Here is a 23,533-nt window from a genome sequence, read left to right as displayed (position 1 = left end):
GATGACGCGAGCTGAACCGAGTGCCGCGAGCGGGCGGCTGGCCATGGAACGGGTGGGGGAGTGATGGCACAGGTTGCGGCGCCGGAGCGGCAGGTGCTCAACGGGCGGGATTTCCTGTTGTTCTGGGCCGGGCAGACGGTCAGCAAGGCCGGGAGCGCGGTCACGACGGTCGCGCTGCCGCTGGTGGTGATCCAGGCCTTGGACGCGGACGCGTTCACCATGGGGTTGCTCGGGGTGGCGATCTGGCTGCCGTGGCTGCTGCTCGGCCTGCAAGCAGGCGCGGTGGCTGACCGGGTGCGCAAACGGCCGTTGATGATCGGCTGCGATGTGGCGGGCGCGCTGCTGTTCATCAGCGTCCCGGTGGCCGCGTGGTTCGGCGTGCTGACGATGGCGCACGTGCTGCTCGTCGCGTTCCTCACCGGCTGCGCGGCGGTGCTGTTCACCGCCGCCTACAGCGCCTACGTCCCGTTCCTCGTCGGCCGCGACCAGCTGCTCGGCGCCAACTCCCGGCTGCAGATCAGCGAACAGGGCGCCAACGTCGCCGGTCCCGGGATCGGCGGCGTGATAGCCCAGGTCACGGGCGCGGTTGCTGGCCTGTTCGTGGACGCGATGAGCTTCGTGGTCTCCGCGATCTGCCTGCGGTCCATCCGCGCCGTCGAACCTGAGGCTGAGCCGCGTCCCCAGCGACGGATCCGGGCGGACGTCGTGGAAGCGCTGCGATTCGTCCTGGTCGACCCCTACTTGCGCGTGCTGGCACTACATTCGGGCGCGGTCAACCTCTGCATGGCCGGACTCCAGGCCCTCTGGGTGTTGTTCCTGGTGCGCACCGCCGGTCTGGGCGGCTGGGTCGTCGGTGCGCTGACGGCCGCGATCGCGGTGGGCGGAGTTCTCGGTGCGACGTTGGCGCCCTGGTACAGCCGCACTCTCGGGTCCGCGCGCGCCCTGCGCCTGGGGAGCCCGGTCACCGCGTTGTTCGGCCTGCTGTTCCCGCTCGCCAACCCGGGCATCGGCATCGTGCTCGCGCTGGTCGGCGTGTTCATCTCCAGCGCGGGCATCGCCGCCAACAGCGTGATCGCGATCAGCTTCCGGCAGGCCTACTGCCCCCGGGAGATGCTCGGCCGGGTCGCGATGAGCATCCGCTTCGTCATCTTCGGGGTCAACCCGATCGGGGCCTTGCTCGGCGGTGTGCTCGGCACCGTGCTCGACGTCCGCACCGCGATCTGGGTGCTCGTCGTGGCGACCATCCTCGCGGGCTTCACCCTCTACATCGGACCGATGCGTACCGGCCGCGACCTGCCCGTCCCCAGCAAGGAGGAGATCTGATGAGCCTTGAGGTCCAGTTGGAGCCCGGTCGCACCCCGGTCGCGGCCGTCACCGGCCTGCCGGACATGGCCACCGCGGCGGACTGGCTGCGGTCGAACCGGCCCGCCGTCATGGACGCCGTGCGGACCAACGGATGCGTGCTGCTGCGTGGCTTGCCGATCGGCACCACCGGCGACTTCGCCGTCGCGCGGGACATCCTGCTGCCCAGCCCGGCGGGCTACAAGGAGAAGGCCACCCCTCGCTCCGACTACGGCCACGGCGTCTTCTCCTCCACCGACCTGCCCGCGTCCCAACCGATCCGGCTGCACAACGAGAACAGCTACACCCTCGAGTTCCCCGGATATCTGCTGTTCGGCTGTCTGGTCGCCCCCGACACCGGTGGTGCGACCACCGTCGGCGACATGCGCGCCGCGCTCCGGCTGCTGCCCGAAGATCTGGTGGCCCGGTTCGCGGACAAGGGGTGGCTGCTGGAGCGCAGCTACTCGGAGATGGCGGGTCTGCCGTGGCGCACGAGCTTCGCCACCGACCAGCGCGCCGAGGTCGAGCGCTACTGCCAGGACAACACCATCGGCTACGAGTGGACCGAGGACGACGTCCTGCGCACCCGCCAAGTGCGCGCCGCGGTCATCACCCACCCGGACACCGCCGAGGACGTCTGGTTCAACCACCTGGCGTTCTGGAACAAGTGGACGCTCGACGACGAGGTCCGCGACGTCCTGCTGGAGGCCTTCGGCGCCGACGGCATGCCGTTCGCCACCTCGGTCGGTGACGGTACGGACCTCACCCGCGCCGAGGCCGACACGATCAACGCCGTCTACGACGAGGTGACCCGCCGCGAGACCTGGCAGGTGGGCGACATCATGCTGGTCGACAACATCCTCAACGCCCACGGCCGCGAGGCGTTCACCGGCGACCGCAAGATCGTCGTCAGCATGGGCCACCCCATCCCGCTCACCGACTGCAAACCCCGCACGCAGCCCGTCGCGTGAGCCGAACAGCGGAAGGCCGGGTAGTCCACAACGGACTGCCCGGCCTTCCGCGACGAGGAACTAGTCGCCTGCGGCGACGGTGAACTTGTACTCACGGAGCGGGGTGCTCTCCCAGGTGGTCAGGATCGCCGAGACGATGAGCGTCTTCTCGCCCGCGCTGGTCGGCGTGAGTTCGATGGTCGCGCTCCCGTCCGGCCCGGCACTGGGGTAGTAGTACCGGTCCTCGAAGTTCACGATGAAGTCCGTGGCGCCGTCGACCGACAGCCGGAATGTGCCCGGCTTGCCCGGAGCGCCGGACACCGCGTTCTCCGGGTACTCGGCACTGGTCACCTCGGGTGCTGACGATGTCACGTAGAACTGCTCATAGGCGGTACCCGTGCGCTGACCCGAGGTCGTCGTGCTGAACGCGGTGACCTCGTACCAGCCCGCCACACCAGGGGCGACAGTGGCGGTCGCGGTGCCGTTGACCGCGGGCAGCGTGATCTCCTGGCCGTACGACGACGGCGTGTTGTACTGGTAGGTGAACGACGCGATGTCCGAGCGCGCCGCGGTGAAGGTGATCGTGCGCTCGGCGCCGGGGATGCCCTCGACCGGGGTGACGTCGATCTCGGGCTCGGCCTGGTTGACGAACACGGTGGCCTTGACGGTGCCGGACTTGCGCCCGGCGCCATCGGTGGTCCACAACGTGAGGTCGTGGAACACCGGCTGCACCGTGGCGACGGTGATGGTCACCGGCGCGGTCCCGTCAGCGTCCAACGGGACGGTCGTCACCGGGCCGTTGTCGAGCTGGTAGCTCGCCGCCACCGCGCCCGGCTGGTTGGCCGTGAGGGTGAATGTCGTAGCCGCGCCCGCGTCGACCCTGGCTTGGCGGTCCAGGCGCGGTCCGGTCTCGCGCACCATGAACTGGTAGGTGCGGACCGGGGACCGCTGTCCCGCCCTGTCGGTGCTGGAGACGGAAACGGAGTGGTACCCCCACGACTGCGGGGTGACAGTGATCTTCGCCTGACCACCGGGGCGGTCCGCGGCGATGTCACCCCACAGGCCACCGGTCCCCTCGTAGTGGAAGGCCACGACGTCGTCGACTCCGTTGGCGGTGAAGACGAACTCACCGGGGACGTTCGTGCCCCCCGACGAGTTCCAACCCTCCGGATACACGTCGGAGGACACCGTTGGCGCGACCGCCGGTGCCGCGTTGTCGTAGGTGAACTCGCACGTCGGGGTCCACGCGGAGACGGCGAAACCGTCTTCGGTGCGCACCGCGGCCGCGATCTTCGAATTGTTGACCAGCAACGCCTGCGGGACCGAGACCTGGGAGGCCCAGGAGCCCTGCTGCACGACCTCGGTGCGCTGCCCCGGCTTGGCGGCGGGCCAGAACGCCCACCGCGTCTGCAGGCCCGCGTGGCCGTCCTTGTCGACCACCCGAGCGCGGGCCTCGACTGTCGAACCGGACACGTACGCGGGGCAGGTCTGCCCGGCGTAGGTGACCTCGAAGGGCACGTCAGGCGTGTGGTTGTACTGCAACCCCAACGTCGCCCACTGCGGACTGACGGTCCGTCCGAACGCGACGTTGCCCTCCTGGTCGCCCGCGATGCGGATCGCCAGGGTGACTGTGTTGTCACCGCGGGTCAGTGCGTGCTGCACCGCGTCCGTGGCGTCCCACGACAGGTACCGGCCCACGCATTCGGTGCTCTTGGGACCAGGGAGGATGTTGCGCTCGATGGGCTGGTCGGCCCAGGTCGGGCTGTGGTCCTCCGGCGTCGTCTCCCACACCTCGGTCATCCGCCGCTTCGAGCAGTCGGCGGCGGCCACCTCCGGGACGAACGCCTTGACCGAGTACAGCGTGGCGTCGCGGAACGCCGCGACGTCGTAGGTCAGGTACGCCTTGCCGGTGTGCTTGCGGCCCTGGTCGTCCTTCCAGGACCCGATCCGGACGTCACCAGAGGTGATGGCGCGGTTCGGGTCGCGCGAGTCAGTTCCCACCCAGGCAATGGGTTTGATGCCGGTGGACGGCAACGTCGGCGCTGCCTGCGCCGGGCCCACCGCCACCAAGGTCCCGGCCACGGCCGTGACCACTACTACGCCGAGGCGCGCCAAACGCCCCAACGTGATGTTGGATGTCATGTTTCCCCTCAGTTCAGTATCGCGAGGCACATCCTGGCGCATCCGAACACCCCGTTCCAAGGCGGATAACCAGGGTGTTTCCCCCCGGATCAGCGCATGTGGCGTCACCTGTTAACTTCCCGGCCGTGGCGAACGGACAACACGGCGTGGAACTGGTGGAACGCGTGGTCGAGTCGGTGCGGTTGGACCCCGGACGGTCGCTGTACGACTACGTTGCGGTGCCGTGGGTGACCAACGGCACGCCCACCCCGATGCCTGCGGACCGCCTGGCGGGCCTGGCTTTCCCCTCAGGTCGTCCGCTGTCCCCGAGCCTGCGCGCGTGGCTGGAGTTCGACACCTCGTTGCTGCGGCGCCACGGCTGGTTCACCGAGGCGGGCGAGTTGGCCCCCAGGCCGCTGAGCCGGTTGGTGGGCGAGGAACTGAGCGAACCGTGGGCCGAGGACTTCGCCGTGTTCGACACCAGGTTCCCGGAGTGCTTCCTGCTGCCCGGCGGCTCGGACTCCCGCAGGCTGCTGGCGGTCGGCGAGCCGGACAGCACGGGGGAGTACCCGGTGCTGGCGCTCGACCTCGACGACCTGCCCTTCCTCGGCCTGATGTACCCCGGTATCGACGTCTACCTGGCGGACACCGCGGGCGTCATCCAGATCGACTTCGACGAGTACACGGCGCTGTCCGGAGATCGCGTCTACGGTCGGAGAATGTCCGAGCACTCGGCGCGCCATTTCGCGGGCGACGTCTGTTTCGAGTTCCCTTTCGACTGATCCGAACCGCCTGACCGTGGCCGGTTAGACTCCCTTGTCGCTGGGTGGTTTGGGGGCTTTGCGCCTCCGTGTTCTGGGGGAGTCCGATGGCAGTCCTTGTCCATTGCGCATGGGTGCTGGTGATCGCGCCTGCGGTCCTGGCAGTGGTCTCCGCGCTGGTCCACGACCGGTTCCGCCCCTCGACGGCCGCGTGGGCATTGGCGTGGAGCGCGGTGGTCTGCGCGGCCGCGGCGGTGGTCACGTTGCTCGTCGCCATCACGCGGGCGGTGGTTGCCATACCGGAGGTCGCGGACTGGTTGGGATGGCCGACCGGGTGGCCCCAGGGTGACAAGGGGCTGCTGGCCGTGGCGATGCTCCTGTTGGCATGGGTGGTCATCTCCGCCGTCCAGGTGTCGAACTACCGCCAAGAGGTGGCCCAAGTCGCGCAGTCGCTGCACGCGCTCCTCGCGACTCTGCCCTGGGGAGGTGAGGAGCACGTGCCGCTCTCGGACGGGGCGACGGTGGTGCTGGCGCTCGTCGTGGACCCCAGGGTGGACGTGATCTTCGCGGCCCGGTCGCACCCGAAGGTAGCGACGACGACCGGCCTGCGGGAACTCATCGACGACACCGAGTTCCGGGCGCTCGCGGCCCACGAGGACCACCACGTACGCGGCCACCACGAGCGGGTCATCGCACTCGTGTCCTGCGCGGCCCGCGTGCTGCCGTTCCTGACCAGGGTGGTCCACCAGGTCCTCTACCTGGTCGAACGCGCCGCGGACGAGGTCGGGGCCGCGGAGGTGAGGAACCGCCCACTTGTCGCCGCCTCCATCCGCAAGGTCATCGACGCCATGGCGAACATCGGCCAGCTCCTCCCGCGCCCGACGTCCGAGCGGGACGTGTCCCGCCGCTGCGCCGCCCTGCTCGCGAATCCCCGCACCGCTCGATGGCCCGCTGTGGCACCGGCGCTCGTGGCCGCGTCCTCGGTCGCGTTCACGGTCTACGGCGTGGTCGACCTGATCGGGCTCGTCCCCGGTTAATCGAGTTGCGTGCGGCGGGCGTCTTCGTTACATCTACTGCTTCGACCGACGAGAAGGGAGGGCTGAGCCATGTACGCCACGCACATCGCGCTCACGTCCACCCAGGACGGCCTGTGAGCTGATCCCGGGTGGGCAGGGCGCCTCTTCATGGAGTTGCCTTGTCTTCGCACCAGCACGACCTGATCCTGCGCCCGATCACCGGGCTCGACGAGTTGGACCTGTTCACCAGCGTGCCCTACGGCCTCAACGCCGAGATCCCGCGCGACTTCACCGAAGGGCGGCGCAAGCCGGAGTGGCTGTGGGTCGCCCTGCGCGGCGACCAGCTGGTCGCCCGCGCCGGGTGGTGGTCGCGGCCGGGGGACGAACACCCCCTGCTGATGGACGTCTTCGACATCCTCGGCGACACCGACGACGCCATCCGCCTGGTGGAGACCGCGTTGGCCCGGGTGGTCCCGGCTGACGCGACACCGCCGGAGTACGGGCGGTTCCTGCCACCGGACTGGCGTGAGCAGGACGACGTCCGGGTCTCGGTCGAGCGGCGGGTCCGCGCGCTCGAGAGCCTCGGCGCGCACCTGCTCGTCGAACGGCTGCGGCTGGAATGGCGCCCCGGCACGCCGATCCCGGAGCTCAGCGGTCGCCTCACCTTCCGGACCGTGGCCGACCCGGAAGAGCTCATCGACCTGATGACGCTCGTCCTGGACGGCACCCTGGACGCCCACAGCCGCCAGGACCTGGCCGTGAAGTCCGCGCGCGAGATCGCCCGGGACGAGTACAGCGGCGAGTTCGAGCGCTACAACAGTCCGCGCGAGTGGTGGAAGATCGCGACCTTGCCCGACGGCGAACCGGTCGGCTTCGTCCTCCCCGCGCACAACGGGTACAACCCGGTCATCAGCTACATCGGCGTGGTGCCCGCGCATCGCGGGCACGGCTACATCCACGACCTGCTGGCGATGGGTACGAGCGTGCTCGCGGCCGAGGACGTGCCCCGCATCCGTGCTTCCACCGATGTGGACAACACGCCGATGGCCGCCGCCTTCGCGAAGGCGGGCTATGTCACCTTCCAACGCCAGATCGACATGACCTGGCACTAGCCGTGCCTGCCGCGATCGGGTCCACCGCTGGGCCCGATCGCGGCTATGGCTGGGTCTTGAGGGAGATGACCATCGTCAGCCCGTAAGGCCGAGGTAGCGGAGCGGCGCATCACCGCCGTGGCGTCCTGGTAGGACTCGGCCGACTTCACCGAGGCGGAAAGGGTCGCGCTCGCTCTCGTGGAGGCCGTCCTCGCCCCCAACCCCCACGGCGAACGGGTCTCCGACGACCAGTACGCGCGGGCAGCCGCCCAGTACGACGAGAAGGCCCTCGCCACGCTTGCGGTGGTGATCGGCTAGGTCGGCTTCCCTCACCCCGCTCGCGCTCATCGGCAAGTCGCTACCCCGCGGGCACAACCTGGAACTAGCCAGGTCCGAGGACCTGCGGCGACCGCCCTCGCGGCTGGTCCTCGATGGAACCCACCACCATTCCGGCGATCAGCGCGCGAGAGTGAGGTCGCTCGGTCTGGGACAGGTCGATGTCGATCGAGTACTGCTCCTGCGCCGGTCGTGCCTTCCGGGGAAGTACATCAGGACCCACCGACAAAAACCGTCAGGCCGTCGCGGCGTCGTAGGTCTCGCGGGCGGTGGCGATGGCGTCGAGGTTGCGCTCGGCCCAGGAGGTCAGCGATTGGAGGGCGTCGTAGAGCTCGCGGGCCATCTCGGTGGCGGTGTACTCGACCTTCGGCGGGACGGTCGGGTACACGGTCCGGGTGAGCAGGCCGTCGCGTTCGAGGTTGCGCAGCGTCAGGGTGAGCATGCGCCTGCTGATGCCCGCGATGGAGCGCTCGAGCTCGGTGAAGCGCACCGGGCCGTCCATGGCGGGGAGCAGGACACCGATGCTCCACTTGCCGCTGATCCGCTCCAGCACCTGCAGCACGGTGCACGTCGCCTGGTGGGACACATCGGTGTTCCTCTGGGACATGAAAGTGCCTCCTTCCGCGCGCGCCCATGGTCACACATCATCTCCCCAGTAACAAATGGTGCTCCAAGGGGGATCGGTGATGGTGACTTCCGTGCTGCCTGGGTCCAGGTGGCTCGCGTTGGGCGTGCTGTGCGCCGGCGCGTTGATGGTCGTGCTCGACGCGAGCGTGGTGGCCGTGGCGCTGCCGACGATCCAGGACGACCTCGGGTTCACGGCCGCGGGCCTGGCGTGGGTCGTGAACTCGTACCTGATCGCGTTCGGCGGTCTGCTGCTGTTGTCGGGGCGGCTGGGTGATCTGCTCGGGCGCAAGCGGGTCTTCCTGGCCGGGCTCGTGGTCTTCACCGTCGCGTCGCTGGCGTGCGGACTCGCGACCAGCCCCGGACTGCTCGTCGCCGCGCGGTTCGTGCAGGGGGTCGGGGGTGCCGCGGCGTCGGCGGTGGTGCTGGGGATGGTCGTCACGATGTTCCCCGAGCCCGCCGAGCGGACCAGGGCCATCGGCGTCTACAGCTTCGTCCAGGCGGCGGGGGCGTCCATCGGGGTGATCGCGGGCGGGGCGCTCACCCAGGGTGTCGGGTGGCCGTGGATCTTCCTGGTGAACGTCCCGATCGGGGTGGTCACGGTGGTGCTCGCGATCCGGTGGGTAGCGGACGATCCGGGCCACGGCCACGGCCAGGGTCTCGACGTCCTCGGCGCGGCGCTGGTGACGGCGGGGTTGTCCTTGCTGGTGTTCACAATCAGCCACAGCGGGGGCTGGTTGCTCGGCACGGCGTCCGTTGCGCTACTCGGGCTGTTCGTACTTCGCCAGGCCAAGGCCGCGCATCCGTTGCTACGGCTGGAGATCTTCCGCTCCCGCTGGTTGACCGGCGCGAACGTGGTGATGCTGCTGCTGGTCGCGGGCCTGTTCGGCTTCCAGTTCCTCGGCGCCCTCTACCTCCGTCGGGTACTGGACTACAGCGCCGTGGAGACGAGCCTGGCGTTCCTCCCAGGACCGGTGCTCATCGGCGTGGTGTCGCTGATCCTGGCGCCCCGGGTCAACCCACGGGCCGCACTCACCGTCGGACTACTGCTGGTCACGGCTGCGTTGCTCCTGCTGGCCCGGGCGCCGGTCGATGGGCGGTACCTGGTGGACGTCCTGCCGGTGATGGTCTTGATGGGCGTCGGCGCGGGCTTGACCATGCCCGCCGTGATGGGGCTCGCCATGGCCGACATTCCGCCGCAAGGCGCGGGCCTTGCCTCCGGCCTGCTGAACACCACCCAACAGGTCGGCGGCGCGATCGGCCTCGCCGTCCTGTCCACCCTCGCCGCGTCCCACTCAGGCGAGGCACACGCTCTCCTGACCGGCTACCACCTCGCCTTCCTTGTCGCCGCAGCATTCGTAGCCGCCGCGACCGTGATCGCCCTACTGATCCCGAGGGGCCCGTCGAAGCGCGATGGCGGCGCACACGGTCGCTAGCAACCAGATCACCGGACCCGACGTACCGCCAACTGGGTCCACGTAGCCCGGGAACACCAAGACCACCAGGAAGGCCACGTCGACCACGCCCAATACCGCGCCGTTGAGCCAGAAACCGAGCGTGCTGTTGACGCGGTTCATGGTCAGTGCGACGAAGATGGCCTGTGCGCCCAAGACGGCCGCGCAGATGAAGAACATGAGGCTCTCGGCGGCGACCTCACCCTCAGGTGCCCCGTTTCCCAGCACCATGGAGATGCCCAGCCCCATGTGCAACAAGCCCCACACCACGTACAGCCCGGCGGCGCTCACTGTCCACCGATTGACTCGCGACATCTCGACCCCCACAGACGAGTTCCCGCTCGACGATCCCACACCAACCGCCCGCGCCGCCCGGGAAACGGCCACATCAGCCGACGGGATGGGCCCCCGGGACGACGAGGCGGCCGTTGCCGTCGATGGTCGGGTACGGGGCGCGGTCGACCGGGTAGTCGTAGAAGTCGTCGCCGCGGGTGGTGGGGAACTCGAGGATGTCGTCGAGGAAGGTGTCGCGGTCCTGGCCGGGGTGGTGGTGGTCGCGCCACTCGGTGAGGGTGTTGGGGTGCTCGCCGACCGGGACCGTGGGTTGGGGGAGGCCGACGAGCGGACCGGTGCCGCCGGGGTGCGCCTCCTCCGGTCGGTTGAGCAACGTGGCGTGGGAGCCGTCGTTGTTGCTCTGGTAGACCTCCCACGACGGGAAACGGGTCACCTTGCCGTTGACGTCCGCCGGACTGTGACCGCCGTGCGGGTCGATCACCACGTCGCCGCGTACCGAGATGTTGGCGTCCTGCGCGATCTGGGGCGCCAACGGGTTGGCCGCGTCCACCCGCAGCCGTACCCGACCCGCGCCGTCCTGCTCGACGCCCACCGACGGGTCGCCCACCTCGACGGTGCCGTTGCTCGCGTGCGAAGCGTTCTGCCGCACGACAACCAGCCCGTTCTCGTAGTCGACGTAGAACGACACCCGACTCTGGTCCGGTCGGGCGGACGCGTCGAACCCCCGGTTGTCGCCCTTGTCGAAGAACGTGCCGTCCAGCTTGGGGTTGAGCACCTCGTCGCCGCCGATGAACGCCGAGCCGTGCACCACGCCCGCCCCGGGCACGGGGGTGATCCGGATGACCACCACGCGCGCGTTCGGGTCGCGGTTGGCCGCGTCGCCGCCCTGCAGGTCCAGCGCCTCGGCCATCAGCTTGTCGTTGGCCGACACCGGGTCCCGGCCGTAGACGGACCGGAACAGGGCGTCCCGGCGCAGGTCCGCGTCACCGGGCTGGTCGACCGGACCCGCGTCCGGGCGGACGATGCCGGGCATGATCCGGATGGTCTCGGCCTCGGCGCGCAGCACCAGCTCGTACGCCCGGATCCGCGCCTCCAGGATGGAGTTGAGCCCGAGCGCCTCGTGCAGGATCGGCCGGGTCGCGTCGAGCACGATCTCCTTGGCCTTCTTCTTGAGGTCGACCCCGGTGACCTTCTTGATGGCCCAGTTCGCGACGCCCGCGCCGGACAGCGCCGAGATGGCGAGATCGGCGACCGACAACGCCTTGTCCAGCGCGTTCCCGAGCCGGTTCGCCGTGTCCACCAGGCTGTTGGCCTGCTCTTGCACCGTGCGCAGCGCCTGGGCGACCGCGTGGAACGACACCGCCGACGCCGCGAACTGGGCCGCCTGCTCGTTTCGCTTGTGGCTCGCGTCCCGCAACGTGGCCACGGCGGCGTCGGCGGCTTCCCCGGTCCACCCGTGGGTGAGCGCGGCGGCGAGTTTGGCCAGTTCGTCGCCGGTCGCGCTGGTGGAGGCCTGCGCGGCCTCGCACAGGCGGGCGCGGACGTCGAGGTCCTCAGGGTGGCCGCTGAGCACGCGGTCGGCGAGGTCGCGGATGTCGTCGATGCCGAAGTACTTGAAGACGTTCACCTCAGCGCAGCCCGCCGATGATCCGCCCGAGCGCCCGCGCCGTGGCTGTGTCGTCCCCGCGGTAGGTCGCGGCGGTCTCGCGCAGCTTCGCGGCGAACCCGGCCAGCTCGGTCTCGGAGGCCGCCAGGTCCTCGAACCGCGTCTGCGCCCAGTCGAAGTGCGCCTGCTGGTAGACCGCCGTCGCCTGCACATCACCGACCCGCGGTGGGGCCGCACACGCGCCTTGGAGCTGGACGGCCAGTTCCTCGGTCCGCTTGGACAGCGCGTCGATCGCGGCCGCGCCCTCGGTGAGCTTGCCGAGGTCCGCGTCGAATCCAGTCACGACTTGGCCTTCCGGTGGTGGCGGGGACGGGCTGCATCCTCGCGCCATCCGTACCCTGTACGGAAGTCCGTTCACTCGTTCGGTGGCTGTCGGGTCGCGGTGCCGCCTTGGCGTGGCATCTTCGTGGCGGAGGTGGTGGCGCTGCAGGCGGTGATCCTGGCGGGCGGGCAGGGCAGTCGACTGCGGCCCTGCACCGACGCGCGACCGAAGTGCCTGGTGGAGGTCCGGGGCGTTCCGATCGTCCGGCACCAGGTGGAGTGGCTGACCTCGTCCGGGGTGGATCACGTGGTGGTGGCCGCCGGACACCGGGGCACCGACGTGGCGCGGTACGTGGCATCCCTGCGGCTGCGGGCCCGGGTCGACGTTCTGGTGGAACCACGCCCCCTAGGCCGTGGGGGCGCACTCAGTCACGCCGCCCGCTGCCTACCACGCCCCGCCGAACCCTGGATCGCGACATACGGCGACATCTGGACCTGGTTCCCGCTCCCCGAGATGGCCGTGCACCACCGGCTCCACGGCCGAACCGTCACCATGGCCGTGACCCGCTCCCCGTACTCCCGCCACGCGGTCGAGTACGGTTCGACCGGCCAGGTAACCAGACTCGGCACAGGCCACTGGGCCAACGCAGGCGTCTACATCTTCGCCCCCCGCCTAGCCAAAATGCTGCCCACCCTCGGCGACCACAACCAAACCCTGACCCACTTAGCCACCACCGGCGACATCATGGGCTACCCCATCAACAGCCCTTGGTGGGCGATCAACACCCCAGCCGACTTAGCCCGGATCAACGCCGAACTACGAGAACCCTCCACATCGGAACGCTCGTAGGATCGCGGGATGACCGGAACCACAGCCGCCGAAGTGCTGGTCGAACTCGCGGCGCTCGCGGACCCCAAGGTCCGCGCCGTGAACGAACGCCACGGTGATGACCACGGCGTGAACCTGAGCAAGCTCCGCGCCGTGGCCAAACGCCTCAAGACCGACCACGACCTCGCCCGGGACCTGTGGGCGACCGACGACACCGCCGCGCGACTGCTGGCGCTGCTCGTCTGCCGCCCGAAGCTGTTCGAGCTCGCCGAACTGGACACGATGCTCCGCGAGTCCCGCGCTCCCAAGGTCCACGACTGGCTGGTCAACTACGTCGTCAAGAAATCCACCCACGCGGAACGGTCGCGCCTCACCTGGTCCACCGACCCGGATCCGGTCGTCGCGAGCGCGGGCTGGGCCCTGACGACCGACCGCGTCGCCAAGTCCCCCGACGGCCTGGACCTGCCCGCACTGCTCGACACCATCGAAGCCGACATGAAGACCGCACCCGACCGCCTCCAGTGGGCCATGAACCACTGCCTGGCCCAGATCGGCATCACCCACCCCGCTCACCGCCCCCGAGCGCTGGCCATCGGCGAACGCCTCGAGGTCCTCAAGAACTACCCGACCCCAGCGGGCTGCACCTCCCCGTACGCCCCCATCTGGATCACCGAGGTGGTCAGCCGCCAGAGCGCCGGCTAGCCGCCCTCTCCTGGAGATGGCGTGCACCATGACCATGGAGTCCCTGCCGGGCCGGTCGGTCAGACTCAGGCCTGTCGTCGGGTGCGACACCCGCGGGCGTCGCACCCGACGGGTGTTTAGCTGTTGGCGGTGCGGGCGGCGGTTTCCAGGGACTTGGTCAGGTGGCGGAGCCAGCGGTTGGCGGTGGTGGGATCGTTCTGGTCCAGCGGTTCGTTGACGCCGGGGAGGACCTTCACCGCATAGCCGGTGTAGGTGCCGGGGGCGTAGATCTGGTGGCGGTACCACGGGCGGTTCGGTAGGCCCTCGGTTCGGGTGAGGGCGCGTTCCTGTGCCAGTACCGACTTGTTGAGCCGGGAAAGCCTGTCACCGCCGAAGTCGTGGTCTCGTAGCAGCCTGTCCCGAGTGGACTCCAGACGCTCGGTGGCGCGGAGCCAGTCCTGGGCGGCCTTGGTCGCCGCGCGCACGTCCACGCCGCGTTTGCCCGCTGCCTCGAGGTAGACGAGGGTCTCGCGGGCGTAGTCGGAGTAGTTGAGCGGGATCACGTCGGCTTGGGCCAGGCGGAGGCCGACCAGGCCGGTGGTCTTGGCGGCGGTGGACTGGTAGCGCGCGCCGGGGTCGAGGAAGCGGTGGGTGAACTGGGGGTCGTCGATGGTGCTGTGGTAGTTGCCGTTGGGGGAGTCGAAGCCGATGTCGGCGGACGCGATGCCCAGGCGGTCGAGGAAGGCGGTGTAGTCGGAGCCGCTGCCGAGGCGGGTCGGGGTGGTGGCGCCCTGGGCGGCCCAGTTGTCGTAAACCGTGCCCCCAGCGGGATCGGGGACGGACTTGGTGACCGCGGTGATCACGTCGTCGAGCGCGGGAACCGACGCGGTGCCGAAGGAACGCCCCGCGGTGCCGTCCATGTTCAGATAGGCGACCGCGCCCCGCCGCAGTTCGGGCGCCAGCTGCTCCACCCACTCGGTCGACCCGAGCAGGCCGTACTCCTCGCCGTCCCAGCCCGCGATCACGATGGTCCGCTCCGGCCGCCAGCCCGTCTTGAGCAGCCGGGAGATCCCGTAGGCGATCTGCAGTGCCGAGGTCCAGCCGCTGGTGTTGTCGGTGCTGCCGTACACCCAGGCGTCCCGGTGGGCGCCGATGATGACCTTCTCCTCCGGGTGCGTGCGGCCCTTGATCTCGGTGATCACGTTGTCCACCGGCACCTGTTTGTAGTCGATGTCGAGGTCGAGGTGCGCCTCGGTCGGGCCGGGGCCGACGCGGTACGGGAAGTCCAGGCCGCCCTGCCAGGTCGCGGGCACCGCCGGGCCGTCCAACGCGCGCAGCAGGTGCTGGGCGTCGCCGTAGGAGATCGGGGTCGTCGGGATGCGCGGCAGGTTGTCCGCGTCCGCCGGGTCGATCCGGTCGGTGCCCGGCACGGACGGCTCGCCCGGGGTCAGCGGGTCGCCGGGGTACTGGAAGATGTACTGGACGCTGCCGCGCTGGATCGAGTCGGCGGGCCGCCACGGGCCGTCGGGGTACACCGGGCCGCGGCCGAACCCGTCGTCCTTGGGGTCGGAGTAGATGATCAGCCCCTTGGCGCCGTGCTCCTGGGCGACCTTGGACTTCACACCCCGGAAGCTGCCGCCGTAGCGCGCCAGCACGATCTTGCCCCGGACGTCGACGCCCAACTCGGCGAGCCGCTGGTAGTCCTCGGGCAGCCCGTAGTTGGCGTAGACCACCAGACCGGTGACATCGCCCGCGGGCGAGTACGCGTTGTAGCCGACCACTGCCTCATCGAGGTGCTGCTGGCCGGGGTACGGCTTCTCCTTGACGCTCAGCACGCGCTTGGTCGGCGCGGTGATCTCAACTTTGATGTCTCTGGGTACGGACGTGTACACCGAGTAGCGGGCGTGACGGGTGGGGAGCCCCCACTGCCTGAGCTTGCTCACCGAGTACTCGCCGGAGGCCCGGTTGCCCTCTGTGCCGATGAGTTGCGGGCGCGCCGACAACGTTGTGTTCAGCTCGAGCGCCTGCGCTGGGTCGATGGCGGCCAGGAAGTCCTTCTCCACCCGCCGTTGTGCGGCGGAGTGGGCGGCGGTGAACCCGAGCAGGGATCCGTCCTGCGCGGCAGCGGGAACCGTGGCCAGGGAGGTCAGAAGACCCACGACGGCCGTGCCCGCGACAACCTTCGAACTGCGCTGCGTGATACTTCGCATCCGCCCAGTCAGCCGGCTTCACGGAGCGCGCGGTACCCACTGATCGTCCGGTGTCCCACTGGATGGACCCGCGGGAGCGGTCAGGACTCCGTGGTCTCGCCGCGGGCCTGGCGGCGCTGCTGCTCGGCGCGTTCGCGGCAACGGCGCAGGAACTCCTCGTCAGCCGCGGTGTCCGTGGCGGCGAAGCGGCCTGGCCGGTCGTACTCGGGGAAGCGCGGAGCGCTGCGTTCGTACGCCGTCGGGCGGTAGGCCGTCGTCGACTGGGGACGGCCCGCGATGAGCCAGAGCAGCGACCCGATGAGGGGCAGGACCAGCACCAGCACCAGCCAGCCGAACTTCGGCAGGTTGCGCGGTGCGCCGTCGGGCGTGGTGATCACGTCCACCAGGCAGAAGATCCACAACGCCAGGGTCGCCAACCCGAAGACGCCGCCGAAGTACCACATGTCGCCTACCCCCAGTAGTTCGTACCGGTACGTCTCCGGCCTCGCACGGCCACCCCGGTCGGCGGATTCTAACCACAGCCCCATTTCGAGCGGCGGCGAACCTGTCCCTCTTGCCGCCGAAACCGCCTCTTCCGCTGTCCGAACGGGCAGGACCGGGGCAGTGGTCCGGGGCGATCCTGGCGGACGCGCGGATGGTGCGAGGAACAAGGAGCCAAGTGCATGGCTGGAGACATCAACCTCAACGAGCAGTTAGTCACGACCGCGGATGGTCACCACGCGGTCGCACACGAGTACGGAGAGCTGGTGGTCGCCGCGGTGCCGGAGGGTACGGCGACCCTGGCGGCGGTGGACGAGGAGAGCCTGGACGAGCTCGCGGCGATCGGCCTGGCGGCGCTGCGGTTGCGCGAGTCGACGGAGTACGCCGAGGCCAAGTCGCAGCGGCCGCTCGACGGCGCCAGCTGGGATGACGGCGACGCGCCCGACGCCGATGACGACGCCGACGCGTCCGCAGTGGACAGTGGCGCGCCGCTCTCGGCCCGGCTGACCGGTCGGGTCGCGGTCGGCATCGTGATCGTGGACGGGCCGACGGCCGACCTCCAGTTCAGCGCGGCCGAACGCACGAAGGTCGTCGCCGAGGTCCAGAACGGGTTGGGCTGGCTGGGCGCGCAGAGCAGCCCCGGTGGCGTCACGTGGGTCTACGACGTGCGCACGCCGTCGATCACCGCCCAGCCCGACCCCAGCGCCACCGACGCCGCCAAGGAACCCCTCTGGCGCGACCCGGCGCTCAAGGCGATCGGGTTCGACACCGCCGCCCAGTACGCGGAGAAGTTGCGGGACACCAAGAACTCCACCTGGGCCTACGTCGCGTTCTTCACCAAGTACCCGGTGCGCCACTTCGCCTACGCCTCCATCGGCGGGCCCCGGCTCGTGATGCAGTACAGCAACGACGGCTGGGGCGTCGACAACATCGACCGGGTGTTCGCCCACGAGACCGGCCACATCTTCGGCGCCCCGGACGAGTACGCCTCCAGCGGGTGTGACTGCGGGGGTTCCTGGGGCCCGTGGGGCAAGCCCAACGCCAACTGCGAGACCTGCGCCCCGAGCGGCGGCGAGCCGTGCATCATGAAGTCCAACAGCTGGACCATGTGCGCGCACACCCCGTGGCACCTCGGGTTCCCGCAGGGCCAGCGCTACTCGGGCGTGTTCACCGCGGGCACCGGCGGGCACGGGTTGTGGGTCAACGCGGACTGGTCGCACTTCGTCGCCAAGTGGCAGGAGTGGAGCGCGGCGGGGCTGCGCCTGGACGAACTGGAGATCAGCAAGCCCGGCGGCAACCTCCGCTACTCCGGCGTGTTCACCGCGGGCGCGGGCGGCCACGGGTTGTGGGCCCTGGTCGACTGGGACAGCTTCGTGGCGAAGTGGCAGGAGTGGAGCGCGCAGGGCCTGCGGTTGGTGGACCTGGACATCACCGAGATCGACGGGAAACCGCGCTACTCCGGGGTGTTCCGCGCGGGCGCCGGTGGTTATGGCCTGTGGGTCAACGCCGAGTGGTCCAACTTCGTTGCCAAGTGGCAGGAGTGGAGCGCGGCCGGGCTGCGCTTGGACGACTTGACGGTCACCACGATCAACGGCCAACTCCGCTACTCCGGCGTCTTCAGCGCGGGCACCGGCGGCTACGGGTTGTGGGCCCTCGCCGACTGGGACAGCTTCGTCGCGAAGTGGCAGGAGTGGAGCGCCCAGGGCCTGCGGCTGGTCGACCTGGACATCACCGAGGTCAACGGCCAGCGCCGCTACTCGGGCGTCTTCCGCACGGGCGTGGGCGGTTACGGGTTGTGGGTCAACACGGACTGGACCAGCTTCCTGGAGAAGTGGCAAGAATGGAGCGCGGGCGGCCTCCGCCTCGTCGACTTCGACATCACCCTCACCGGCATCGAACCCTTCGCCGTCACCGAGGCCGACACCGGCCACCTGATCGAAGCCGCCGCCGAGCCCCACACCCCCCACCCCGCAGGCCTCGGCTTCACCTCACTCTCCCTGACCCCCACCCCCGGCGACCTGATCCACAACGCCCTCGACACCGGCACCACCGACCCCTCTCCCGGCATCGGCCACCTCATCACCCCCTCCCACGCAGGCCAAGGCGAACGCTCCCCCCTGGACGACCTGATCCTCCCCATAACCACCACCGGCTTCGGCGCCATGACCACCCAGTAACCCTTCGGCCCACCCAATCCCGCCGTGCCCTCCCGCACGGCGGGATTTCCCTACTAGCCCCAAAGGCTCAACTGCCTTGATCAGCACCGGCGGAGGCGGCCTTCATCGAACTCTCGAGCCAGTCCATCGCGGCGTCGCTGGTTGATCACGGACTGTCGTGACGCCGCAGCGTCACTGAGCCTCGACCTTGTCTTGGAAGGTCCTCACTGTTTCGACTATCTCCTTCGGGAGATGCTCGGGTGCCCCCAGCGGGAAGATTCGTATCCACTCCTGTGTGGGATCGCCCTTCCACCTCAGGTAGAGCGCGACCGCTCCGGGTTTGGCTTTGTCGACTTTGAATCCGGAAAGATCCGAGGCGGCCGCGCCTTCTGTCTTTCCGCGGATCGACAGCACCAGGCGAGGGGGATCGTCAAGAAAACCGATCTGCATAGGGCGGTAAGCCTTGACCGCAAGGCCCAGGAAGGCTGCGGGACCGACAATGGTGAACATCCAGACCTGGGTAGACTGCCAACCGCCGAAGGTCGCGGCATCCAGCCAGATGAAGCCAGTCAGGAACACGGCCATCGCGAGCAGATACCACGGGCGGCGGCGGTTGTAACGCAACTCCTCCGCCTGGAGCAGAGTCCCTGCGTTGCTGCGGACGGCGAACACGACGTAGTTGGTGGCGGAGCCGGGGGCGGTCAGGTGCTCGCGCAGCCGATCGTGCCGGAACTCGTGTGCGCCGCCGATGCGGCGGAGCATCCCCCTGTCCGCCATCTGATCGAGGAAAGCCATCGTCCGCAGCGGGAGCCTGCCCGTGACCGCCAAGATCAGCTTCGCCATCCCCCACCGCCCCCACGGACTCGACGACAGGATGACGGCTGACCACGCGGCCGCGGCCCACAGCAGGTTCCACTGTCCGGCCAGTGCTGTGACGGCGGCGACCACCGAGGTGGCAGCAGTGCAGGCCAGAGCTGTGGCGTCGCGGTCGGCCGCCAAGGTCCGGCGAGGAGGGTCAGAAGCGGCGGCCTCGTTGGGCGGGCCCAGCGCGGCTCTTCCGACACCGAGTGCCACCAGGATAGCGGCGGCGGTGGCCATCGCCGCTGCACCGCCTTGTCTGCTGACCGCGAAGTAGGTCGCTGCGGCCAGTAGAGCGACGATGGCCACCGCGGTCCAGCCAGGCCTTGCCGCCGTGCTCGTTTTGAGCTGTTCCAGCCTCGCCGCCAACCCGCGGATCCCCGGACGACCCGATGGTCTCTCAATCGGATGCGGTCGCAGGATGACCGCGATCAACTCGACGATCAACCCTATGGCCGCGCCGAAAGCCAGACCCTCGCCTGCTGAGGCCGTGTCGCCCGCCCGTGCTGGGTGCAGCAGGACCTGTGAGGTCCAGATTGTGCCGATCGGCATGATGAGCAACAGCACCAACGTCGTCGAAACCGACGCCCGGGCATCCTTGAGCCGCCACCACTCGATCGCGGGATGTCCTGTGCCGCGCAGGTGGTCGGTCAGGAAACACAGCCACCGACGCGATTTGTGAGCGGGCCAGCGAACAGGGGGGCGTGCCCGGTCCCGGCCCGGTGGGAGTGCCAGGATCGGTGGCCGGTCGGCGACCATCTCGGTAACCGCCTTGTCCAGCAAGTGGCGTTCCGCGGTGTCCCGGTCGGCGAGGTCGAGAAGCGGCGTGGGGTCGGTCATGGTTCGGACATAGCCGGTGTGGACCGCCCAGACCATCAGGGGAGTCGACAGGGCCAACGCCAACGGGGACCCTGGTGTGACGGAGTCGAGCACGTCGTCCCACAGCCGGGTTCGTGAGGGTTCGACGCTGTTACGCAAGTAGGTGTTGATGGCGGCCGCCGTGAGCGGTCTGGCGCGCAGCACCATCGCCCCGCGGAGCCCTGGTGTGGAGTCGTAAGCGGGGGGACGGGAGGTCAAGACGATCGGGGCCCCTTGGTCGAAGGCCACGTTGAGACGCGTGATGGCGACGGCTTGCCGGGCGGCGGGCATCTCGTCGAGACCGTCGAGGACCGGGATGATCCGCCCCTTGGCGAGAAGGGCGGCCACCTCGTGCTCGGACGCGCTGGCCGCGGCGCCGGGCAGGAGAGCGCGAACCCCCTGGACGATCCAGGTGTGCGCGTGGTCGCGGTCGGGGTCCCAGTCGGCCAGCGGGAGCAGGACGGGCGCGACGTGGTCGGCGCTCTCCTCTCGCAGGTGCGGCATGAGCAGCGCGGCCATGGTGGTCTTGCCTGTCCCCGCCTGCCCCAGCAGGACAAGGCCGCGGTACGGGCCTGCGAGCACGGTGCGTGCGAGCTCGCCCATCGACGTGCTGATGTCTGTGGTACCGGTGTGGTGCGCGCTGTCCACGTCCCAGCGGACCTCGAGGGTGGAACCCGCCCAGCCTTCGACGATGGCTCGTTGCCTGCTCAGCGCGTCGGCGTGCGCGGCGAGCTCCCGTACCGCCACGTCAAGCGGATCAGCGGATGGAGCGGTGATGTGCACACCGCCGCTGATGTCCCGTGCCTGCACCGCGACGCCCTGGTTGCCCGATATGGAGAATCGGTACTGGTCGGCCACCGACAAATCATGAGGGGTCCGCCCATGGTGATCAACGAACCTCGGTCTGACAACTCGTGGACAGACATCACCCGGGTGCGGAGGGGATGTCAAGCCAGGACAGCGCCAGTGGGTTCTCGCCGGGGTCTCGTTTGGCGGACGACGTGGTGTCGGACGGCCATTCCGCGTCGCGCCATGCCTTGTACACCAGTTCGTCGGGAGTGGGGAGCCCGTGGACATCGCGCAACGCCACTACACAGCGCGCCGCCATCGCGGTGTACTCCACCGTCAGCGCGGGCAGCGGCAGGGAGGAGGTCCAGTTCGGTGGGTCGATCCCTGTCGGCGGCACCCACCCGGCCGCGGCCATCGGGCTGGGATCCGCAGGCGCCCCCGCCTCGGCATGCAACTCGTGGTCGCTGCCTGCGAACTGCACGAACACCTGCGGGTCGGCCCTTGAGAAGACGACCAGGAGTACCCGGTCCGACACGTCCCGCAGCGCTTCGGTGAGGCCACCGCCGAACGCCTCCCAGCCCGGCACCTCGCTCACCGGCCTTCCGGGGTGCGGAACCGGACCATCACGGACCTCGACCACAGCGTGACGGTGACCTGGGCGGGCCCCATCTCCCAGGTCGCGTCGGTCTGCCCGCGATCGCGCCTGATCGACGGACGCCCCAACCGAGCCACCCCCGCACGCACCACCAGCGTGAAGAGATCGCCGAGCAAGGCCCTCGTCGCCGGTGTCTCCTCCGCGACCGTGTCCACGATCCGGAAACGCACGAACGCCACGGTGTCGATGCCGGACATCGACACCTCCGGCGGCGTGAAAGCCGGGTTCACTAGATATCCCAACCCGTCCTCGACCTCGACAGCCCACCCGAGGCGGTCGACCGCCATCCGCTGCGCGTCGACGCGAGATGCTGGCCACGAGACACCGGCCCAGAAGTCGACGACCTCCCAAACCCCAGCGGGCGACATCGCGCGATAGCCCACCTCAGCGCACCCGACCGGGCGAGGGAACTGATCCCGCGCCCGCTCGGCGATGGCCCACCGAAACACAGGCCACGGGCGAACACGAGCGCGGTGATCTCATCGCGACCCACCCTAGCTCGTCCACCCAACCGGACCGGACTGTCCTGTCACGAGGAACTCCCACGACTACCCTTGGGCAAGCCGGGCGGGGAGTGGAATATGAGCGAGGTCCCGTGAATCCGATTTCGCGCATGATGGTCGCCGCCGTTGACTGGTCCGGGCTGCGGACCTGTTCGGGATCCGGCGAGGGTCTGCCCACGGCGTTTGACGCGCTCCACGCGGCGGCGACACCCGAGTCGGCTGATGCCGCGTACTGGATGATCGATAACGAGGTGGTCGTCCAGGGGTCGCTGTTCGAGGCCGCGGAGCCCGCGCTCGCGGTGCTCCTGTCGCTCAGCGGGGAGTTCAAGGACGGGCCCCGCTTGCGGGCGTTGGTCGAGTTGGTGCAGCAGATCGTGTGCGGTGTGCCCGCTGACCTCGAGGACAGGTCCGGCAACACCGAGCTCGGTGATCGTTGCAGGCGTCAAGCCCGGGAGGGGCTCACCCAGTTCTATGGGTGGCTCTTGGACGAGGACCCGTCTGTTCGGGAGTGTGCCCTGCTCATCATCGATGCGGTCGATCCCGACCGCGCGCGAAAGCAGTCGGTGCTGGCCGTCGTCGGCGCGACCGAACAGGAACCGAACATCCGGCGCACCCTCCAACTGATCACCAACCGCGACTGATCCCGGAGAGAGGCCGTGGTGCGCGACAACACGCTGTTGATCCAGTGGGCTGACCTGACCGATCCTGCGGAGATCCCCTGGTGGGTAGGGGCGCAGGTTCGGCATAAGCGCAGGCCGGTGACGTTGGTGTGGGCGCCGGTGGGGCGGCTGTTGGAGCGTGAGTTCGCGGCGCGGTTCGATGTGGTCCGCTGGCTGGCGGCGGGGGAGGACGTCGACGACGCGATCGTCGCGTTCTTCCCCGATCGGCCGGGTCTGCGGCGCCGTGCCGGGATCGATGATCGTGTCGTGCACCAGGTGCTCGTGGTGCCCGAGGAACTGCGCGCGGAGACGGACCTAGCGGTCGTTGTCGCGGAGCTTCGTCGCCTGGTGGGTTCCTGCCTCGAGTTGATGGGGGAGCGCACCGGCGCCGGGAGTCCGTTCGCGCCTGAGTTCCGTCGTGCGGTGGTGGCTGAGCCGGAGCCGTCCGCGGACCGGTTGGCTGTGGTCGCGCCCGAACGAGGACTCTTCCTGCACCCAAGCCTCAGGCACCGTCCCTATGCGACGCGGCACTTCGACGGGTTCGCGTTCCACGGGATCATTGCCGGGTGGAACCAGTACGGTTCGCGGGACGGGGTAACCCAGTGCGTGGGCGCGGGGTTCTGGCCCCGGGTGGACGACTTCAGCCCGGTGTCCCTCCCGGTGACCTTGTCCGAACTCGCCGCCGACACCCGGAGTTCGGTGGTCGCCGTGTCGAGGGAAGGCACGGCAGACGCGGCCGCCATGATCGAGAGCCTCGCGGACGACATACCGCTGGTCCCCCGCTTGAGAGGGTTCGACTCACCTGCCGGCTGGGCGTCGGCCACCATCACATGGCCGATCGACAGACCCAGAGGCTGAGGGACCTCGGCCTCCTCGAGCGCGGGTTGATCGCCGGAGACGTGCCGACGCCGCTGGTCTTGGACGTTGCGTCGAGGCTTTC

Annotated in this window: 21 protein-coding genes; 11 read left to right on the top strand and 10 right to left on the bottom strand. The window is 69.4% G+C overall.

Annotated features, from left to right (window positions below; all coding sequences use genetic code 11):
- Positions 1-63 precede the first annotated feature (63 nt).
- Positions 64-1,323 (top strand): MFS transporter, encoded by a 1,260-nt coding sequence (locus LV79_RS16465; protein WP_253837577.1) that lies wholly within the window; start codon positions 64-66, stop codon positions 1,321-1,323.
- Positions 1,323-2,312, top strand: coding sequence for a TauD/TfdA family dioxygenase (locus LV79_RS16460; protein WP_253837575.1), 990 nt, complete (start codon positions 1,323-1,325; stop codon positions 2,310-2,312). Before LV79_RS16465 ends, LV79_RS16460 begins: the two co-directional genes overlap by 1 nt.
- A gap of 60 nt (positions 2,313-2,372) precedes the next feature.
- Here the strand turns inward: LV79_RS16460 and LV79_RS16455 are convergent, their stop codons facing one another.
- On the bottom strand, positions 2,373-4,433 hold the full coding sequence (locus LV79_RS16455) for a CBM96 family carbohydrate-binding protein (protein ID WP_253837573.1): 2,061 nt from the start codon (positions 4,431-4,433) through the stop codon (positions 2,373-2,375).
- A gap of 125 nt (positions 4,434-4,558) precedes the next feature.
- On the opposite strand from LV79_RS16455, the gene LV79_RS16450 reads away from it, so the two are divergent.
- The 3 genes from LV79_RS16450 (at position 4,559) to LV79_RS16440 (ending at position 7,301) form a co-directional block, all read left to right on the top strand.
- A complete protein-coding gene (locus LV79_RS16450; RefSeq protein WP_253837571.1) occupies positions 4,559-5,194 on the top strand; it encodes a hypothetical protein in 636 nt (211 codons plus the stop codon).
- Positions 5,195-5,280: 86 nt separating this feature from the next.
- A complete protein-coding gene (locus LV79_RS16445) occupies positions 5,281-6,210 on the top strand; it encodes a M48 family metalloprotease (RefSeq protein WP_253837561.1) in 930 nt (309 codons plus the stop codon).
- 158 nt (positions 6,211-6,368) lie between these two features.
- Entirely contained in the window at positions 6,369-7,301 is a 933-nt protein-coding gene (locus tag LV79_RS16440) for a GNAT family N-acetyltransferase (protein WP_253837559.1), read from the top strand.
- Positions 7,302-7,851: 550 nt separating this feature from the next.
- Here the strand turns inward: LV79_RS16440 and LV79_RS16435 are convergent.
- On the bottom strand, positions 7,852-8,223 hold the full coding sequence (locus LV79_RS16435) for a winged helix-turn-helix transcriptional regulator (RefSeq protein WP_253837557.1): 372 nt from the start codon (positions 8,221-8,223) through the stop codon (positions 7,852-7,854).
- Positions 8,224-8,302: 79 nt separating this feature from the next.
- Here LV79_RS16435 and LV79_RS16430 point away from each other — a divergent pair, with 79 nt between their 5' ends.
- On the top strand, positions 8,303-9,676 hold the full coding sequence (locus LV79_RS16430) for a DHA2 family efflux MFS transporter permease subunit (protein WP_253837555.1): 1,374 nt from the start codon (positions 8,303-8,305) through the stop codon (positions 9,674-9,676).
- Here LV79_RS16430 and LV79_RS16425 read toward each other — a convergent pair.
- From LV79_RS16425 to LV79_RS34515, 3 genes are all read right to left on the bottom strand, one after another.
- A complete protein-coding gene (locus tag LV79_RS16425) occupies positions 9,623-10,009 on the bottom strand; it encodes a hypothetical protein (protein WP_253837553.1) in 387 nt (128 codons plus the stop codon). The two genes, LV79_RS16430 and LV79_RS16425, sit on opposite strands and share 54 nt — an antisense overlap.
- A gap of 73 nt (positions 10,010-10,082) precedes the next feature.
- Entirely contained in the window at positions 10,083-11,615 is a 1,533-nt protein-coding gene (locus LV79_RS16420; RefSeq protein ID WP_253837551.1) for a hypothetical protein, read from the bottom strand.
- Position 11,616: 1 nt separating this feature from the next.
- Positions 11,617-11,937 (bottom strand): hypothetical protein, encoded by a 321-nt coding sequence (locus tag LV79_RS34515; RefSeq protein ID WP_253837549.1) that lies wholly within the window; start codon positions 11,935-11,937, stop codon positions 11,617-11,619.
- Positions 11,938-12,060: 123 nt separating this feature from the next.
- Here LV79_RS34515 and LV79_RS34510 point away from each other — a divergent pair, with 123 nt between their 5' ends.
- Both LV79_RS34510 and LV79_RS16405 read left to right on the top strand, forming a co-directional pair.
- A complete protein-coding gene (locus tag LV79_RS34510) occupies positions 12,061-12,765 on the top strand; it encodes a nucleotidyltransferase family protein (RefSeq protein WP_253837547.1) in 705 nt (234 codons plus the stop codon).
- 9 nt (positions 12,766-12,774) lie between these two features.
- Positions 12,775-13,446 carry a DNA alkylation repair protein gene (locus LV79_RS16405; RefSeq protein WP_253837545.1) on the top strand — a complete coding sequence of 224 codons (672 nt, stop codon included), beginning with the start codon at positions 12,775-12,777 and terminating at the stop codon, positions 13,444-13,446.
- A gap of 116 nt (positions 13,447-13,562) precedes the next feature.
- Here the strand turns inward: LV79_RS16405 and LV79_RS16400 are convergent, their stop codons facing one another.
- Positions 13,563-15,635, bottom strand: a complete 2,073-nt coding sequence (locus tag LV79_RS16400; protein ID WP_253837543.1) for a M28 family peptidase — start codon at positions 15,633-15,635, stop codon at positions 13,563-13,565.
- Positions 15,636-15,715: 80 nt separating this feature from the next.
- On the bottom strand, positions 15,716-16,078 hold the full coding sequence (locus tag LV79_RS16395) for a PLDc N-terminal domain-containing protein (protein WP_253837534.1): 363 nt from the start codon (positions 16,076-16,078) through the stop codon (positions 15,716-15,718).
- 219 nt (positions 16,079-16,297) lie between these two features.
- Here LV79_RS16395 and LV79_RS16390 point away from each other — a divergent pair, with 219 nt between their 5' ends.
- Complete coding sequence (locus LV79_RS16390) at positions 16,298-18,292, top strand: hypothetical protein (RefSeq protein ID WP_253837532.1); 1,995 nt, start codon at positions 16,298-16,300, stop codon at positions 18,290-18,292.
- A gap of 171 nt (positions 18,293-18,463) precedes the next feature.
- On the opposite strand, the gene LV79_RS16385 is transcribed toward LV79_RS16390, so the two are convergent.
- From LV79_RS16385 to LV79_RS16375, 3 genes are all read right to left on the bottom strand, one after another.
- Positions 18,464-20,845: an NACHT domain-containing protein gene (locus LV79_RS16385; protein ID WP_253837529.1), complete on the bottom strand. Its 2,382-nt coding sequence runs from the start codon at positions 20,843-20,845 to the stop codon at positions 18,464-18,466.
- A gap of 67 nt (positions 20,846-20,912) precedes the next feature.
- Entirely contained in the window at positions 20,913-21,371 is a 459-nt protein-coding gene (locus LV79_RS16380) for a TY-Chap domain-containing protein (RefSeq protein ID WP_253837527.1), read from the bottom strand.
- The gene (locus tag LV79_RS16375) at positions 21,368-21,799 is read right to left on the bottom strand and encodes a DUF6301 family protein (RefSeq protein ID WP_253837525.1); all 432 of its coding nucleotides are present in this window, start codon (positions 21,797-21,799) and stop codon (positions 21,368-21,370) included. Before LV79_RS16375 ends, LV79_RS16380 begins: the two co-directional genes overlap by 4 nt.
- Before the next feature lie 227 nt (positions 21,800-22,026).
- Between LV79_RS16375 and LV79_RS16370 the strand changes: the two genes are divergently transcribed.
- Positions 22,027-22,575 (top strand): hypothetical protein, encoded by a 549-nt coding sequence (locus LV79_RS16370; protein WP_253837522.1) that lies wholly within the window; start codon positions 22,027-22,029, stop codon positions 22,573-22,575.
- A gap of 18 nt (positions 22,576-22,593) precedes the next feature.
- Positions 22,594-23,451 (top strand): hypothetical protein, encoded by an 858-nt coding sequence (locus tag LV79_RS16365; protein ID WP_253837520.1) that lies wholly within the window; start codon positions 22,594-22,596, stop codon positions 23,449-23,451.
- The last annotated feature ends 82 nt before the right edge of the window (positions 23,452-23,533 follow it).

It is taken from the genome of Actinokineospora globicatena (assembly GCF_024171945.1).
Classification (GTDB): domain Bacteria; phylum Actinomycetota; class Actinomycetes; order Mycobacteriales; family Pseudonocardiaceae; genus Actinokineospora; species Actinokineospora globicatena.
Note: the sequence above shows the minus strand (reverse complement) of the source record. Positions and strands in the feature narration are given on the sequence as shown.

Bases quoted from the DNA above. Each gene is read 5' to 3' on its own strand.
- LV79_RS16395 (WP_253837534.1), bottom strand. From the start codon at position 16,078: ATGTGGTACTTCGGCGGCGTCTTCGGGTTGGCGACCCTGGCGTTGTGG.
- LV79_RS16400 (WP_253837543.1), bottom strand. From the start codon at position 15,635: ATGCGAAGTATCACGCAGCGCAGTTCGAAGGTTGTCGCGGGCACGGCC.
- LV79_RS16465 (WP_253837577.1), top strand. From the start codon at position 64: ATGGCACAGGTTGCGGCGCCGGAGCGGCAGGTGCTCAACGGGCGGGAT.
- LV79_RS16430 (WP_253837555.1), top strand. From the start codon at position 8,303: ATGGTGACTTCCGTGCTGCCTGGGTCCAGGTGGCTCGCGTTGGGCGTG.
- LV79_RS16455 (WP_253837573.1), bottom strand. From the start codon at position 4,433: ATGACATCCAACATCACGTTGGGGCGTTTGGCGCGCCTCGGCGTAGTA.
- LV79_RS16390 (WP_253837532.1), top strand. From the start codon at position 16,298: ATGGCTGGAGACATCAACCTCAACGAGCAGTTAGTCACGACCGCGGAT.
- LV79_RS16460 (WP_253837575.1), top strand. From the start codon at position 1,323: ATGAGCCTTGAGGTCCAGTTGGAGCCCGGTCGCACCCCGGTCGCGGCC.
- LV79_RS16445 (WP_253837561.1), top strand. From the start codon at position 5,281: ATGGCAGTCCTTGTCCATTGCGCATGGGTGCTGGTGATCGCGCCTGCG.
- LV79_RS16435 (WP_253837557.1), bottom strand. From the start codon at position 8,223: ATGTCCCAGAGGAACACCGATGTGTCCCACCAGGCGACGTGCACCGTG.
- LV79_RS16405 (WP_253837545.1), top strand. From the start codon at position 12,775: ATGACCGGAACCACAGCCGCCGAAGTGCTGGTCGAACTCGCGGCGCTC.
- LV79_RS16375 (WP_253837525.1), bottom strand. From the start codon at position 21,799: ATGTCGCCCGCTGGGGTTTGGGAGGTCGTCGACTTCTGGGCCGGTGTC.
- LV79_RS16425 (WP_253837553.1), bottom strand. From the start codon at position 10,009: ATGTCGCGAGTCAATCGGTGGACAGTGAGCGCCGCCGGGCTGTACGTG.